The organism is Arthrobacter sp. CAL618 (assembly GCF_000468215.1).
Taxonomy (GTDB): Bacteria; Actinomycetota; Actinomycetes; order Actinomycetales; family Micrococcaceae; genus Arthrobacter_D.
Map to the genome: position 1 here is coordinate 1 of NZ_ASZW01000284.1, position 14853 is coordinate 14853.

A 14853-nucleotide genomic window follows, 5' to 3' on the forward strand; every position below is an offset into this window, starting at 1 on the left:
ACCATCTGACGAAGCGTCGGATCCGGTGGCGGGGATCTCGGACCTGTTACTGGCCGCGGATCGGTTGCTGTCCTGGGCCACAGCCCGGCAGGCCGAACTGATCGCTGATCTGCACCGCGAAGTGCAAAGCCTCGCTGCGTCCCGGGCCTCGTCCCGGCAGGGCATCGGCACAGGGCTTGGGTTCACCCTCACCGTCGAGGAACTAGCGCCGTTACTGAACATTTCCGGGCGGGCCGCCCACCGGTTACTGGATCACAGCCTGACCCTGGCCCTGGACCTCCCGAAAACCCTCCAGTCCCTGGGCGCGGGTGTGATCGCTATCCGGCAAGCCCAGATCATCGCCGACGAAGCCCTGTTCCTACCGGCCGAGGTGCTGGCCGGGTTCGAGGATCAAGTCCTCCAACGCGGAGCGCACCTGACCCCACCCCGGTTGAAAAGCCTCTGCCACCGGATCCGGGAAAAGCTCCACCCCGATTCCATCACCACCCGCAAGGCCGCGGCCGTTGAGGACCGGCACGTGGAACTCACCCCCGCCCACGACGGCATGGCCTGGTTCTCGGCCTATCTTCCCGCCGAACAGGCCTGCGGCATCGAACACCGGCTCACCTTCATGGCCCGTGCCCTGCAACACCCGCAAGAAGACCGCACCCTCACCCAACTCAAAGCCGACCTCCTCGGAGACCTCCTCACCCACCACTGCGAACCCGGCGCGGCAGCAACCAGTCCAACCAACCGCGCCCACCCCGTTGAACACGACGGCAGCACCACCGGAGACGGCGGTACTGGAGACGGCAGTGCGGGAGACAGCGGTGCGGGTGGGATGGATTTGGCGGCGGTTCTGGGGGTGCACCCGGTGGTGTTCGTGACCGTACCCGTGATGACCCTGCTCGGTGGTAACACACCAGCCGACCTCGCCGGGTACGGGCCGATCGACCCGGACACCGCCCGGAAACTTGCCGCCCACGCCAAGGGATTCACCCGGATCCTCACCCACCCCGAAACCGGCACCGTCCTGAGCGTCGGCCGGGAACGGTATACGGTCCCGGAAAGTCTCCGACGGACCATACTCGTCAGGGATAAAACGTGCCGACACCCCGGCTGCAACCGGCCAGCCCCGGCCTGCGATCTCGACCACACGATCCCCTGGCACCAGGGCGGCACCACCAGCTACGACAACCTCGCAGCGCTCTGCCGCAAACACCACAAACTCAAAACCGACGGCTACTGGCACTACCACCAGCCTGACCCCGGCATCCTCACCGCCACCTCACTGACCGGCAAAACCTACACCACGCTCCCCGATCCACCACCCTTCTAAAAAGAGCGGCCAGGTGCCGCAGAGAGACAGGCGCGGTCGCTAAGAAAGGCCGAGGGAGCAGGACGGCGTCCTGGGAGGAATGGAGACACGCAGGGGTGGTGGCAATGCGAACGGGCTACGCGCCGATACGAGCCACAACGTCCGATACCGAGGGGTTGGTGGCAGCAGATCCATCGGGGAAAAGCACCGTCGGGACCGTCTGGTTGCCGCCGTTGAGGGATTCCACCAGTGCTGCGGTGCCTTCTACCTCTTCGATATTGATCTCGGTGTAGCCGATCCCCTTGGCATCGAGCTGCTTCTTCAGTCGACGGCAGTAGCCGCACCAGCTGGTTGAGAACATGGTGATCGTGCCGGCATCGGGAGTGTAGTCCACGGTGCTCCTTCGTAAGTTATCGAAACCTTCAGACGGAAGGCTGAAGTTGTTGGGTGCAGGGTCGATTTTGCCCTGCACAGTGTGCAACACGTACGGGATCATTTAGATTCCGCTGCACGAACAGTGTTCTCAGAACAGTGTTTTCAGGTCGCTGCAGGTCAGACGATTTCGCGGAGTGACACGGTGCCGTCGTCGGCGATTGATAGCCCCGGATTGTGGCAGACCTCCCAGTGGAAGCCATCAGGATCCGCGAAATACCCTGAGTAACCGCCCCAGCTCATCGCGGTCCCTTCGGCAATCAGTTCTGCTCCTGCGGCAACAGCGGCATTGAGGACGGTATCCACCTCTTCGGGGGAATCCACGTTGTGGCCCAGGGTGAGCGGAGGCGCAACTGGACCGTGCCCAATATTTCCGGCTTCGGCGGCCAGATGGTCACCCCTGAAGAGGGACAGCACCAGACCATTACCCACCTGGAAGAACGCAACCTCATCGGGAACGTAAACCAGGGGGTCCCAACCCAGGGCCTTTGCGTAGAAGTTGTAAGCCGTTTCAAGGTTGCGGACGCCCAGCGTGATGACTGAGACCTGAGGTTTCATGAGTTGATCCTACTGACACTTTCGCGGTTCAGCACCGGCGCGCGCTAGCAAGGTTGTTGGTCGCGTCCAGCACAGCGGATACCATCAGAGAGTTAACCCGCCGTCCCACCTTTGCTAGGAGACCACTGTGTCAGCGCCCTCCCATATCACCCTCATCGTCGACGGCGAAGAGCACCAGGTGACCACGGGCACTTCCGGCGTTGACCTGTTCGCCGAACGCCGCGACGTCGTCGTCGTCCGGGTGAATGGGGAACTGGTGGATCTCGATCAGCCAATCCCCGCCGACGCCCAGGTGGAGCCCATCACGATCGGTTCGCCCGAGGGTCTGGAAGTGCTGCGCCACTCGGCCGCACACGTTATGGCACAGGCCGTCCAGCAGCTGCGCCCAGGCGCCAAACTGGGTATCGGCCCGTACATCACCGACGGGTTCTATTTCGACTTCGACGTTGAGGCTCCCTTTACCCCCGACGATCTGAAGCAGCTTGAGAAGATGATGCTGAAAATCGTGAACAGCAACCAGCTGTTTGTTCGCAGGGTCGCAACCGAGGCTGAAGCCCGCGAAGCGATGGCCGACGAGCCGTACAAGCTGGAACTGATCGGCCTCAAGGGCGGTTCGGGCGATATCACCGACGACGACGGCGCGTCAGTCGAGGTCGGTGCCGGCGAACTGACCATTTACGACAACATCGATCGCAAAAGCGGCGACGTCGTCTGGAAGGACCTCTGCCGCGGTCCGCACCTGCCGAGCACCAAACTCATTTCGAACGCGTACGCCCTGACCCGGTCCGCCGCAGCCTACTGGCGTGGAAGCGAAAAGAACCAGCAGCTGCAACGCATCTACGGCACCGCCTGGCCCACCAAAGACGAGCTGAAGGCCTACCAGGAACGTATCGCCGAAGCCGAGCGCCGCGACCACCGCAAACTCGGCACCGAGCTGGACCTGTTCTCGTTCCCAGATGAGCTCGGTTCCGGCCTGCCGGTGTTCCACCCCAAGGGCGGAATCATCCGCAAGGCGATGGAAGATTACTCGCGTCAGCGTCACGTCGACGCCGGCTACGAGTTCGTCTACACCCCGCATATCACCAAGGGACACCTCTACGAGGTGTCGGGCCACCTGGACTGGTATCGCGACGGTATGTTCCCGGCAATGCACGTCGACGAGGAACTCAATGAGGACGGCACGGTGCGCAAGCCGGGCCAGGACTACTACCTCAAGCCGATGAACTGCCCCATGCACAACCTGATCTTCAAGTCCCGCGGTCGGTCCTACCGCGAACTGCCGCTGCGGATGTTCGAGTTCGGCTCCGTCTACCGGTATGAAAAATCGGGTGTGGTGCACGGCCTGACCCGCGTCCGTGGCATGACCCAGGACGACGCCCACATCTACTGCACCCGCGAACAGATGAAGGACGAGCTCACCGAGACGCTCAACTTTGTTCTCGGACTGCTCAAGGACTACGGGCTGGATGATTTTTACCTGGAACTTTCCACCAAGAACCCTGAAAAGTCGGTAGGTTCCGACGATATCTGGGAGGAAGCTACCCGGACCCTCGCCGAGGTGGGCGAAGCCTCGGGTCTGGAACTGCGGCCTGATCCCGGCGGAGCAGCGTTCTACGGTCCCAAGATTTCTGTCCAGGCCCGGGACGCCATCGGTCGCACCTGGCAGATGTCCACCATCCAGCTGGACTTCAACCTGCCGGAGCGGTTCGAGCTCGAATACCAGGCCGCGGATGGCACCCGCCAGCGACCAGTGATGATCCACCGTGCACTGTTCGGCTCCATCGAACGGTTCATGGGTGTCCTTACCGAGCACTACGCCGGCGCGTTCCCGGCCTGGCTTGCCCCGGTCCAGGTACTCGCCATCCCGGTCGCTGAAGCCTTCAACGAGTACCTGTTCGACGTCGTTGACAAGCTCAAAGCCGAAGGCATCCGCGCACAAGTGGACATTGGCACTGATCGGTTCCCCAAGAAGATCCGCACCGCGAGCAAGGAAAAGGTTCCGTTTGTGCTGATCGCCGGCGGTGACGACCAGGACGCCGGGGCCGTATCCTTCAGGTTCAGGGACGGCAGCCAGGACAACCAGGTGCCGGTCGACGAGGCAGTCCGACGCATTGTCGAAGCTGTCCGGAATCGGGACAAGTAAAACGTATGGAGAGTGCTACGGGGGCTGACGGGCAAAACGCCGACGGGCGTTATCCCGGCGATGACGGTGTGACCGACGATTTCGAGATTGGTGGCGTACCTGACGCTTTTCAGCGCCTCTGGACTCCGCATCGGTTGGCCTACATCAAGGGCGGGCAGTCACAGTTCAAAGACAAGGACGACTGCCCGTTCTGTGTCGCTCCGTCGCGCACCGACGAGGAGTCACTCATCGTGCACCGGGGCACCTATGCCTACGTAATCCTGAACCTGTTCCCCTACAACCCGGGCCACCTCCTGGTCTGCCCCTACCGCCATGTCCCGGACTACACCGACGTCGACAGCAACGAAACCGTCGAGATCGCCGAACTCACCCAGACGGCCATGCGGGTGCTGCGCGACGTAGCCAAACCCACCGGATTCAATCTCGGGATGAATCAGGGGGTGACCGGCGGTGCAGGCATCGCAGCCCACCTGCACCAGCACGTGGTCCCACGGTGGGGTGGGGACGGCAACTTCCTGCCAATCATCGCGCAAACCAAGGCCATCACCCAGACGCTGGACGAAGTCAGAACGCAGATGGCCGCAGGTTGGCCGCGGGCCGAGAACGCTGGTGGCACCGGTGCTGAATAAATATGCACGCAGGTTCTTCACCACCCTGTTCAGTCCACTCGCCAGGCTCCTGCTCAAATGGGGAGTCTCGCCCGACACGGTAACCATCGTTGGCACGCTCGGCGTCGTGATCGGCGCTCTCGTCTTCTACCCGATGGGTGAACTGTTCTGGGGCACCGTCTTCATCACTCTCTTCGTCTTCTCGGACCTGGTCGACGGCATCATGGCCCGCATCAAAGGCACCGGGGGGACCTGGGGGAACTTCCTCGACTCAACCCTTGACCGGATTGCCGACGGCGCCCTGTTCGCCGGGGTCGCCATCTGGTTCTTTGGAGACGGCAACAACACACCCATCGCCATTGCAGCTTTGGCCTGTCTGGTTCTCGGCATGCTGGTCTCCTATGCCCGGGCGAAGGCCGAATCTCTGGGCTTCACGGCCAACGTGGGGATCGCCGAGCGAGCTGAACGGCTGGTGTCGGTCCTGGTAGTAACCGGCCTGACCGGTCTCGGGCTGCCGCATGGTTTCCTGCTCACCGTCCTGATCCTGCTGGCTCTCGCAAGCGTTGCAACGGTGATCCAGCGCGTGGTGGCTGTGCACAAACAGGCGATGGCAGCCAACGAGACCCGCTAACGGCAGATCCGGCCCATCCGCGGGCGTATTATTAATTGTTATCTTTTACCTAACTTAGGGGCGAATTGTGTCCACCGTTGAAGAAAATTCGACAACCGCGCCCGTGACCGGCAGTAGCCGGGTCAAGCGCGGCATGGCAGAAATGCTCAAGGGCGGCGTCATCATGGACGTGGTCACCGCAGAGCAGGCGCGCATCGCCGAAGATGCGGGCGCCGTCGCCGTCATGGCGCTCGAGCGGGTACCCGCCGACATCCGTGCGCAGGGTGGCGTGTCCCGAATGAGCGATCCGGACATGATCGACAGCATCATTGCGGCTGTCTCCATTCCGGTGATGGCAAAGGCGAGAATCGGCCACTTTGTTGAGGCGCAGGTGCTGCAGTCCCTTGGCGTCGATTACATTGACGAGTCCGAGGTCCTGACCCCGGCTGACTACGCCAACCACATCGACAAATGGAAGTTCACCGCTCCCTTCGTCTGCGGTGCCACCAACCTCGGCGAGGCGCTGCGCCGCCTCAATGAAGGTGCCGCAATGATCAGGTCCAAGGGCGAGGCCGGCACCGGCGACGTCTCCAACGCCACGATGCACATGCGGAAAATCCGGTCGGAGATTTCCCGCCTGTCCTCGATGGCCGAGGACGAATTGTATGTCGCCGCCAAGGAACTTCAGGCTCCGTTCGATCTGGTCAAGGAAGTTGCCCGGACCGGTAAGCTCCCCGTTGTGCTCTTCACCGCGGGTGGCATCGCCACACCGTCCGATGCAGCAATGATGATGCAGCTTGGCGCTGACGGCGTGTTCGTCGGCTCGGGTATCTTCAAGTCAGGTAATCCGGCGGAACGCGCCGCGGCCATCGTGAAGGCCACCACCTTCCACGACGATCCCGAGATGATCGCCAAGGTCTCCCGTGGCCTCGGCGAAGCAATGGTCGGCATCAACGTGGACGAAATCCCTGAGCCTCACCGCCTCGCTGAGCGCGGCTGGTAAACACCCAGGTTACAGAGAACAAAAGAGCGGATCACCAGATTCTGGTGTTCCGCTCTTTTGGTTGCTACAGCTGCAGCCAGTAGGTCTGGCCTCTGCCGATCAGTTCAAAACCACGCTGTGAGTACAATTCATAACCCTGTGGGGTCGCGTTCAGCGCCAGATGCTCGGCGCCTGAGGCGGCAGCAGCCTTGGCGAGCCTGCTCAGCAGCGCGGTGCCCAGACCGCGCCGCTGATACTCCTGAAGCACCTCCATGTTGAAGATGCCGCCCAATCCTCGGAGCCCGGGAACCCCCGATGGGTAAAACGAATACCCGGCCCCGGCAACCGTGCCATCCACCCGCGCCACGGCGTGCCACGCCTGCCGGGGCTGGGACCGCACCACCCTGAGTTCTTGCGCCAGTGGCCCCCCATATTCGGGGACTTCGGTGGAAAGGACCGCGGCGTCGTCGTCGTACCCGGCTGGCTCCTCAACTGGCGCAGCCATCCACCAGGGCTGCCAGCCTGGGCTGAATCCCAGCCCGGTCAGGGGTGCGCCCTTGACACCGCCGCCCAGCCAGGCGCCCACCGTGTGGGCCCCCAGGCGGACACCCTCGGCCAACGCGGGCCGAATCCCTGCCGGAGAGATTTCCTGCGGAAAGAGCAGGATCAGTTCGCGGCGCGCTGGCAGCCACACCCAGTCGGACCCGTGGGTCGTGAAGGTGCGTCCCCCCGTCGCCGAGGACAACGCGGCAAACCAGGAACGTTGCAGGCGCTGGCACGCCGCGATGGTGACCATGGTGACTTAGACCAGCCCTCGGCGAGTCAGCAGCGGCTCAAGCAGGGCGTCGCGGCCGCGGAAGTTGCGGAACGCCTGCAACGGGTCGATGCTGTTGCCGCGGGAGAGCAGCTCGGTCCGGAAATGGTCACCGTTTTCGCGGGTCAAGCCGCCTGAGGATTTGAACCATTCGACCGTGTCAGCGTCCAGCACTTCGCTCCAGATGTAGGCGTAATAGGCAGCCGAATACCCACCCGCGAAGATGTGCTTGAAATAGCCGGTGCGGTACCGAGGCGGGACCGGGGAAAAGTCGAGTCCTGCTGAGGTGAGCGCTTCCCGCTCAAAGGCGACCGGATCAGCAACCGTGGTCCCCGCCGGAATCGCGTGCCAGGCCAGGTCGAGCAACGCCGCGCCCAGGTATTCCGTGGTCGCGAAGCCTTCGCCCCAGGTCTGCGCGGCGAGCAGCTTATCGACGGTCTCCGCCGGCAGCGCTTCACCGGTCTGGTAATGCTTGGCGTAATTGGCGACCACCTCGGGCCACAGAATCCACATTTCGTTAACCTGCGACGGATACTCGACGAAGTCCCGCGGCACACTGGTCCCCGAGAACGTGGGGTAGGTGACCGAGGAGAACAATCCGTGCAGTGCGTGCCCGAACTCGTGGAACGTGGTCACCACCTGATCGAAAGTCAGCAGGGTCGGCTCGCCGGCGGGCGGCTTGGGAACGTTGAGGTTGTTGATGACTACGGCATGGGTGCCGTTCAGTGCCGACTGCTCCACGAAGGAGTTCATCCAGGCCCCGCCATTCTTGGTGTCCCGGGTGTAATAGTCGCCGAGGAACAGGCCCAGCCCTTCGCCGTCGGCGTCCTTGACTTCCCAGACCCGTACCTCTGGGTGGTAACCCTCCAGATCGTCCCGCTCGGTGAAAGTCAGTCCGTACAATCGGTTGGCGGCGAAGAAAATCCCGTCCTGCAGGACTCGCTCCAACTCGAAGTACTGACGCAGCGAAGCGAGGTCGACGTCAAACTTGGCGGCGCGTACCTTCTCGGAGTAATACGCCCAGTCCCACGCCTCGATCGGGTGACCGGCGGCGGCCTCCAGCTCCACCACCTCTTCCCGTGCGTTACGAACCGCCGCCGGGGCCAGTTGCCCCAGCATCCGGTGAATGGCGTCGAGCGACGGAGCTGTCTGGTCGTCCGTGGCAGCCGCGGCGTGGCTGTCGAAGCCCAACAGCGCGGCCCGTTCGGCGCGCAGCTCTGCCATCCGTGCGGCGATGGTTAGCGTGCCGTATTCGTTGTCTGCGAAGCCCCGGTTCACTGACGCCTCATGCAGGCGCTGACGCGTCGCACGGTTGGTGAGAGTCTCGAGCGCAGGCTGGGCCGTTGGCAGAATCAGGGTCAGCAGGTACTTTCCCGGGTGGCCGGCCGATTCGGCTGCTGCGGCAGCTGAGCCAATGTCATCCGCTGAGAGGCCGTCCAGTTCTTCAGCCGTGTCAATCAGCAGTGCTGAGCGGTTGGTGTCCTTCAACAGCCGCTGCTGGAAGTCGGTGCTGAGTTGGGACAGTTCGGTGTTCAACGCCCGGAGCCTGTCCTGCGCTTCGTCGTCGAGTTGGGCGCCTGCGCTGATAAACCGTTTCACGTATTCCTGGACCAGGCGTGCCGCCTCGGCATCCAGCCCATCAGTGGACACTGCGCTGACCCGTTCAAACAGTCCGCGATTCAGGAAGATGTTGTCTTGATGAGCGGCATAACGTGGCGCCACCTCGGTTTCGAGCTCCTGAATCGCGGGAGTCGAGTGGGAGGACGAGCTGTTGTAGAACACCAGTGCCACCCGGCGCAGGGTTTCCCCAGCCCGCTCAAGGGCCACGATGGTGTTCTCGAAGTCCGCTGGTTCCTGCGCGGAGACGATCGCATCGATCTCGGCGAGATGCTCGGCGAAACCCGTCTCAAAGGCCGGCAGGTAGTGGTCATCCTGGATCAACCCAAACGGTGGAAGCTGATACGGCAGGGTACTGGGTGCAAGGAAGGGGTTGCTCATAACAACTAACCCTTACACATGGGTGGTCAGCTCCGCAGCACCCCGGCCCCCGAAACCACCCGAGGCGACCCTGCGCCGGGTTGGGTCGCGGCGCCTATCATGGGGATAGCCGTCAAAGGAGTCGCAAATGAGAGCTGTGCCACGCAGGATCGCCGCACTGGCGCTTGGCGTCGGGCTCCTCAGCGGCTGCTCCGGAGTGGATGGCGGTACCCCGGATGGGCAGGCCCCGGATGGGCAGGGCGGTACCGCGGGCCAGGGTCCGACGACGACGGCTGCCGCTCCGACGACGTCCGGCAGCCCCGCAACGCCTTCGCCGGTCGCCGAACCAACCCCCGAGAGCACTCCCGGGAAGGGTCCGCCCTGCGACGCGGACCGGTGCTTCAGCGTGGCGGCCACTGGCGACCTGCTGCTCCACCCCGGCCTTTGGGACCAGGCGGCGGCTGATGCCGTCGGCGGCAAGGCCTCCGGGGGCGCAGCGGTACCGTTTGATTTTGAGCCGCTGCTGTCCGGGCAGCGCGAATACCTCGATTACGCCGACCTTGGAATCTGTCATCTGGAAACCCCGGTGGCGGTCCCCGAGGGGCCGTTCAGCGGCTACCCACAGTTCAACGTGCCGCCCCAGATCCTTGAGGCTGCGAAAGCGGTCGGCTACGACGCCTGCACTACGGCTAGCAACCACACCATCGACGCCGGCACTGAGGGTCTGACCCGCACGCTCGACGTGCTGGACGGAGTTGGGCTTGAACACACCGGGTCCTACGCCGATGAGGCGGCCGCCGGGGAAGTCCTGATCCTCGAAACTCCCGCGGCACGGGTGGCTGTCATTCAGGCGACCTACGGTCTCAACGGGCTGATCCCTGAACAGCCCTGGCAGGTGGACCTGATCGACGCCGACGTGATGACCGCCAAGGCCCGGCAGGCCAGGGCGGAGGGGGCCGACGTCGTCATCGCCGCCATCCACGCCGGCGACGAGTATGCGACGCTGCCCAACGCGCAACAGGTGGAGGTAGCCCACGCCCTGGCCGATAGCGGTGAGGTCGACTTCATCTACGGACACCACACACACTCGGTGCTGCCGATCGAAAAATACAACGACACCTGGATTGTTTACGGGCTCGGCAACGGTGTCAGTGAATTGTCTCCCGTTCACGCCGTCAATAATGAGGGGCTGATGATCAGGGCCCAATTCGCCGAAACCGACGGCGACTGGAGCGTTAGCGACCTGGCCTGGCTGCCGTCGATCATTGTCAGCGACCCGTATCGCTGGTGCGCGCTGGGGCCGAACCAGGTGCCCGGCACCTGCACCTCCCCGGAACGGGAAGCGGAGGTCAGCGACCGAATCGGCGCGGTTGTCGACACCTTCGGTGCGGTGGCCGACGGCGCCCACCCCTGGGACCTCGCCAACGACAGATGATCCCGGCGGGCGACTCTAGCGGGGTCGCGCCCCTGCATGCCGGCGGGCCAAATCGGCGAGACTGTCGTCCAGATCAGCCGGCTCGAATGACCCGAACTTCCGTTCGGCAGCCTTCCGCAGCAGGAAGTCGGCGATCGCCGGATTCTTTGGGAGCAATGATCCGTGCAGATAGCTCGCAACAACGTTCAGGTGGCGTGCACCCTCGTGCCCGTCCTGCGAATTGTTGCCGGCACCCTTGGTGACAGTTCCCAGCGGCCTGACGCCAGCACCCAGGTGGGTTTGGCCACTGTGGTTCTCGTACCCGTGGATCTCGCCGAACTCCTCGCTGTCCGCCACCACATTGCCGATCAGGCGTTCGTTGGTCCCATGAGTTTCGAGGTCAAGGATTCCGATGCCCGGGATGATCGTCCCGTCGTGGGTCTTGAAAAACTTTCCGAACAGTTGATACAGCCCGCAGATCACCAGCATGGGCAGACCATCCTCGGCGAGCTCCCTGAGCCTCGGCGCGATGGCCTGCAGGTCCTGCTGGATGACCAGTTGTCCACTGTCCTGCCCACCGCCGCCGATGATCAGGTCGACGTCGTCGGGGAACTCGTCGCCGGCGCTGTGCTCGAGGATGTTCGCGGTATACCCGTGCCAGGTCAGCCGCTGCTTCAGGACCAGGACATTGCCCCAGTCTCCATAGATGTTCATTTCCTTCGGGTAGAGCTGAAGGATGTTAAGGGTGCCTTTGGTCATCAGGAAACCACCTCGACTGTTGTGATCTTGGAGAGGTCGCGCCGGACCGCGAGCATGGCCGTGTAGGTGCAGAAAATCCGTTTCGGCTGGCCAGAGGTTGAGCTGATGAACGCCCGGAGCGCAGCCGTTGTGTCGGGCTCCACGGCCCGCACCTCGACGTCGTCGTACTTCAACCGCAAAGCCATGTCATACGCACGGACGCCGCTGACCATTTCCACTCCAGCCAGACCAAGCGAATCAAAGTCGACGTCCCACAACCAGGACATGTCCCGGCCGTCGGCGTAATTGTCGTTGATCGCGATCATGGTGGCGTAGCCGGTGGCATCGAACGATTTCAGCCCCAGCCGGAACCCACTGGGATTCTTCACCAGCACCAGTTCCAACGGCTTGCCGTCCACCACGAGCGATTCGCCGCGCCCGAAGGCCGGCTCAACGGTGGCCAGGGAGGCGAACAGGGCCGCCCGGTTGATGGCGTCACCCAGAACGGTCCGCGCGGTGGCCAGGGCGGCTGCGGCATTGAAGATGTTGTAGACGCCACGAAGCTGCAGGTCCACGCTGGTCAGTTCGCCGTCGACCCGGAAGGACGCCGAGTTACCGTCGACGTGTTCCAGGATGACGTCAGCGGGAAGGCTTGAGGGGGGAGCGACCCCAATGTCGCCGCGCAGCTCGTCGTCGTTGGGGAAGGTGTTGCGCAACGAGGAATCGAGACCGAAGTAGGCGATCTTTGCGTTCGGCACGGTCGAGGCAATTCCGGCCACCCGGGGATCCTCACGGTTCAAGACGACTGTGCCAGTGGTCTTCGCGGCGATCTGTTCCAACAACCGTGTGGTTTGGTCAATCTCACCAAAACGGTCGAGCTGGTCGCGGAGCACGTTCAACAGAAGGCAATGAGTAGGAGGCACCAGTTTCACGAAGTGGACTGCATGCGCCTCATCCAGTTCCAGCACGGCGATGTCAGCTTTGAGCCTGCCCCGCCAGTTCACGTCGCCCAACAGCGCGGCGGCAACCCCGCGGGTGAAATTGCTGCCGGTCCGGTTGGTGAACACCGTCAGGCCCTGGCCCTGCAGCAGTTCCACCACCATCTTTGTGGTGGTCGTCTTCCCATTGGTTCCGCTGATCACCACCACCCCATGGGGCAGACCGGTCAGGGCGCGACCCATGAACCCAGGATCGATTTTCTCGACCACGAGGCCAGGCAGCGCCGAGCCTCCGCCACGCAACCGCGAGATGCGGCGCACGGCCTTACCGACCAGGACACTAAAGGGAAACATGGAACCTAACTTATCGCAGTCAGGGCGGCGGTTTATCCTCTGACGTGCACCCCAACCTAGAATGGTCAGATGACCACATTCCCCGCACCGGACACATCCGGCGTGCATATCGGCGTGTTGGCCGTCCAGGGTGACGTGCGGGAACATATCCGCACCGTAGAGTCCCTCGGCGGACGGTCGAGCGCTATTCGCCGGCCCGGCGAGCTGGCCGGACTTGACGGCCTCATCATTCCTGGCGGCGAATCGACTGCCATCGACAAGCTGACCCGCGCCTTCGACCTGGCAGAGCCACTTCGTGAGCTCATCAGTGCGGGGCTGCCGGTCTACGGGTCCTGCGCGGGGATGATCATGCTCGCCGATGCCATCGCCGACCCGGCGACCGACCTGCAGGGCCGCCCGCAGCAAACCCTCGGCGGGCTGGACATCGTGGTGCGCCGCAACGCTTTTGGGCGGCAACGGGACTCCTTCGAAACGGAGCTCGAGTTCTCGGGGTTGGCTCCGGAGCGCTCCGGGAAGGTCCAGCCGGTCCACGCGGTATTCATCAGGGCGCCCTGGGTCGAGCGGGTGGGTCCCTCGGTCGAGGTCCTCGCGCAGGTACCAGCGCAGCCAGCCGGTCTCACGGGGCAGCATCCCGATTCGAACCGGGTCGCTAGGATTGTTGCGGTGCGGTCGGGGAACCTACTCGCCACGAGCTTTCATCCCGAGGTAACCGGGGAGCGGCGGATTCACGAATTGTTTATGCAGATGATCGTAAGGAGAACGGTAGATCATGTCGGGGCACTCTAAATGGGCAACAACCAAACACAAGAAGGCCGCGATTGATGCGAAGCGCGCCAAATCCTTTGCCAAACTGATCAAGAATATTGAGGTCGCCGCCCGTGCGGGCGGCGCCGATATGGCCGGCAACCCTGGTCTTGAACTGGCGGTGCAGAAGGCGAAGAAGACGTCCGTGCCGATCGACAACATCAACCGTGCCGTCAAACGCGGCGCCGGTCTGCTGGGCGACGCCGTCGAATACCAGACCATCATGTATGAGGCCCGCGGGCCGCAGGGCTCGGCCCTGCTCATCGAATGTTTGACCGACAACAAGAACCGCGCCGCTTCGGAGGTCCGGTTAGGGGTCACCCGCAACGGCGGCTCTATGGCCGACCCGGGGTCGGTGTCCTACCTCTTCACCCGCAAGGGCGTGGTTACACTGCCAAGCGGCGAACTCACCGAGGATGATCTTCTCCTCGCCGTGCTGGACGCCGGCGCCGAAGAGGTCAAGGAAACAGCCGGCCGCTTTGAGGTCATCTCAGAACCGCAGGATCTCCGCGCCGTGGTGGCGGGTCTTGAGGAAGCCGGGATCGGCTACGACACCGACGAGGCCGAGTTCGTACCCTCAATGCAGGTGGAGCTCGACGCCGACGGCGCCCGCAAGTTCATCCGCCTGGTTGACGCACTCGAGGACCTCGACGACGTCCAGAACGTCTACTCAAACGCCGACCTCTCCGACGAGGTGCTCGCCGAGCTGGACGGCGACGACTAAACCCAGTGGCAACCCTTCCCGCCCAGTCGCATCATCGCCGGGCTGCCGCATGACCCTGCGCGTGATGGGAGTGGACCCGGGGCTGACCCGCTGCGGGCTGGCAGTAGTCGACATTGAACCCAACCGCCGGTCAACGCTCGTCGCCGTCGGAGTGGTCGGCACCCCCGCCGACCAGTTACTGGACCGTCGGCTGCTCGTGATTTCCGACGCCGTCGACGATTGGCTGGATACCCACGCACCCGACGTGCTCGCCGTCGAACGTGTGTTCAGCCAGCTGAACGTGAGTACCGTCATGGGCACAGCCCAGGCCTCCGGCGTCGTCATGGTCGCGGCCGCCCGGCGTGGCATCCCGGTGGCCCTTCATACCCCCACCGAGGTGAAGGCGGCCGTCACCGGTAACGGGCAGTCAGACAAGGTAGCGGTCACCAAGATGGTCACCAAAATCCTTCGGCTCGATACG

The 14853-nt window shown here is 63.4% G+C and carries 15 protein-coding genes; 9 read left to right on the forward strand and 6 right to left on the reverse strand.

Annotated features, from left to right (window positions below; all coding sequences use genetic code 11):
- Positions 1-1318, forward strand: a 1318-nt coding sequence (locus K728_RS19905) for an HNH endonuclease (protein ID WP_024477473.1), incomplete at its 5' end; no start/stop codon positions are given.
- 115 nt (positions 1319-1433) lie between these two features.
- On the opposite strand, the gene K728_RS0117465 is transcribed toward K728_RS19905, so the two are convergent.
- Both K728_RS0117465 and K728_RS0117470 read right to left on the reverse strand, forming a co-directional pair.
- Entirely contained in the window at positions 1434-1691 is a 258-nt protein-coding gene (locus tag K728_RS0117465) for a mycoredoxin (RefSeq protein WP_024477474.1), read from the reverse strand.
- Positions 1692-1849: 158 nt separating this feature from the next.
- Positions 1850-2287: a VOC family protein gene (locus K728_RS0117470; RefSeq protein ID WP_019482451.1), complete on the reverse strand. Its 438-nt coding sequence runs from the start codon at positions 2285-2287 to the stop codon at positions 1850-1852.
- Between the two features lie 127 nt (positions 2288-2414).
- Here K728_RS0117470 and thrS point away from each other — a divergent pair, with 127 nt between their 5' ends.
- The 4 genes from thrS (at position 2415) to pdxS (ending at position 6651) form a co-directional block, all read left to right on the forward strand.
- Entirely contained in the window at positions 2415-4430 is a 2016-nt protein-coding gene (gene thrS / locus K728_RS0117475; protein WP_024477475.1) for a threonine--tRNA ligase, read from the forward strand.
- 5 nt (positions 4431-4435) lie between these two features.
- Positions 4436-5059: an HIT family protein gene (locus K728_RS0117480; protein ID WP_019482449.1), complete on the forward strand. Its 624-nt coding sequence runs from the start codon at positions 4436-4438 to the stop codon at positions 5057-5059.
- Positions 5049-5669, forward strand: coding sequence for a phosphatidylinositol phosphate synthase (gene pgsA, locus K728_RS0117485; protein WP_024477476.1), 621 nt, complete (start codon positions 5049-5051; stop codon positions 5667-5669). The genes K728_RS0117480 and pgsA overlap by 11 nt, the downstream gene beginning before the upstream one ends.
- 67 nt (positions 5670-5736) lie before the next feature.
- A complete protein-coding gene (pdxS, locus tag K728_RS0117490) occupies positions 5737-6651 on the forward strand; it encodes a pyridoxal 5'-phosphate synthase lyase subunit PdxS (protein WP_024477477.1) in 915 nt (304 codons plus the stop codon).
- 64 nt (positions 6652-6715) lie between these two features.
- Here the strand turns inward: pdxS and K728_RS20300 are convergent, their stop codons facing one another.
- Complete coding sequence (locus tag K728_RS20300) at positions 6716-7426, reverse strand: GNAT family N-acetyltransferase (RefSeq protein WP_024477478.1); 711 nt, start codon at positions 7424-7426, stop codon at positions 6716-6718.
- 6 nt (positions 7427-7432) lie between these two features.
- Positions 7433-9442, reverse strand: a complete 2010-nt coding sequence (locus tag K728_RS0117500) for a M3 family metallopeptidase (RefSeq protein ID WP_024477479.1) — start codon at positions 9440-9442, stop codon at positions 7433-7435.
- A gap of 127 nt (positions 9443-9569) precedes the next feature.
- Between K728_RS0117500 and K728_RS0117505 the strand changes: the two genes are divergently transcribed.
- The gene (locus K728_RS0117505; protein ID WP_024477480.1) at positions 9570-10856 is read left to right on the forward strand and encodes a CapA family protein; all 1287 of its coding nucleotides are present in this window, start codon (positions 9570-9572) and stop codon (positions 10854-10856) included.
- A gap of 15 nt (positions 10857-10871) precedes the next feature.
- Here K728_RS0117505 and K728_RS0117510 read toward each other — a convergent pair whose 3' ends face one another.
- Both K728_RS0117510 and K728_RS0117515 read right to left on the reverse strand, forming a co-directional pair.
- The gene (locus K728_RS0117510) at positions 10872-11594 is read right to left on the reverse strand and encodes a type 1 glutamine amidotransferase (protein WP_019482443.1); all 723 of its coding nucleotides are present in this window, start codon (positions 11592-11594) and stop codon (positions 10872-10874) included.
- Positions 11594-12865: a Mur ligase family protein gene (locus K728_RS0117515; RefSeq protein WP_024477481.1), complete on the reverse strand. Its 1272-nt coding sequence runs from the start codon at positions 12863-12865 to the stop codon at positions 11594-11596. The genes K728_RS0117510 and K728_RS0117515 overlap by 1 nt, the downstream gene beginning before the upstream one ends.
- A gap of 69 nt (positions 12866-12934) precedes the next feature.
- On the opposite strand from K728_RS0117515, the gene pdxT reads away from it, so the two are divergent.
- From pdxT to K728_RS0117530, 3 genes are all read left to right on the forward strand, one after another.
- Positions 12935-13651, forward strand: coding sequence for a pyridoxal 5'-phosphate synthase glutaminase subunit PdxT (gene pdxT, locus K728_RS0117520; protein ID WP_024477482.1), 717 nt, complete (start codon positions 12935-12937; stop codon positions 13649-13651).
- Complete coding sequence (locus tag K728_RS0117525; RefSeq protein ID WP_024477483.1) at positions 13635-14393, forward strand: YebC/PmpR family DNA-binding transcriptional regulator; 759 nt, start codon at positions 13635-13637, stop codon at positions 14391-14393. Before pdxT ends, K728_RS0117525 begins: the two co-directional genes overlap by 17 nt.
- A gap of 49 nt (positions 14394-14442) precedes the next feature.
- Positions 14443-14853, forward strand: a 411-nt coding sequence (locus tag K728_RS0117530; RefSeq protein ID WP_024477484.1) for a crossover junction endodeoxyribonuclease RuvC, incomplete at its 3' end; no start/stop codon positions are given.

Excerpts from the sequence above, each read along its gene's own strand:
- K728_RS0117510 (WP_019482443.1), bottom strand. The coding sequence starts at position 11,594 with ATGACCAAAGGCACCCTTAACATCCTTCAGCTCTACCCGAAGGAAATG.
- K728_RS20300 (WP_024477478.1), bottom strand. The coding sequence starts at position 7,426 with ATGGTCACCATCGCGGCGTGCCAGCGCCTGCAACGTTCCTGGTTTGCC.
- K728_RS0117500 (WP_024477479.1), bottom strand. The coding sequence starts at position 9,442 with ATGAGCAACCCCTTCCTTGCACCCAGTACCCTGCCGTATCAGCTTCCA.
- K728_RS0117480 (WP_019482449.1), top strand. The coding sequence starts at position 4,436 with ATGGAGAGTGCTACGGGGGCTGACGGGCAAAACGCCGACGGGCGTTAT.
- pdxT (WP_024477482.1), top strand. The coding sequence starts at position 12,935 with ATGACCACATTCCCCGCACCGGACACATCCGGCGTGCATATCGGCGTG.
- K728_RS0117515 (WP_024477481.1), bottom strand. The coding sequence starts at position 12,865 with ATGTTTCCCTTTAGTGTCCTGGTCGGTAAGGCCGTGCGCCGCATCTCG.
- K728_RS0117525 (WP_024477483.1), top strand. The coding sequence starts at position 13,635 with ATGTCGGGGCACTCTAAATGGGCAACAACCAAACACAAGAAGGCCGCG.
- K728_RS0117505 (WP_024477480.1), top strand. The coding sequence starts at position 9,570 with ATGAGAGCTGTGCCACGCAGGATCGCCGCACTGGCGCTTGGCGTCGGG.
- K728_RS0117470 (WP_019482451.1), bottom strand. The coding sequence starts at position 2,287 with ATGAAACCTCAGGTCTCAGTCATCACGCTGGGCGTCCGCAACCTTGAA.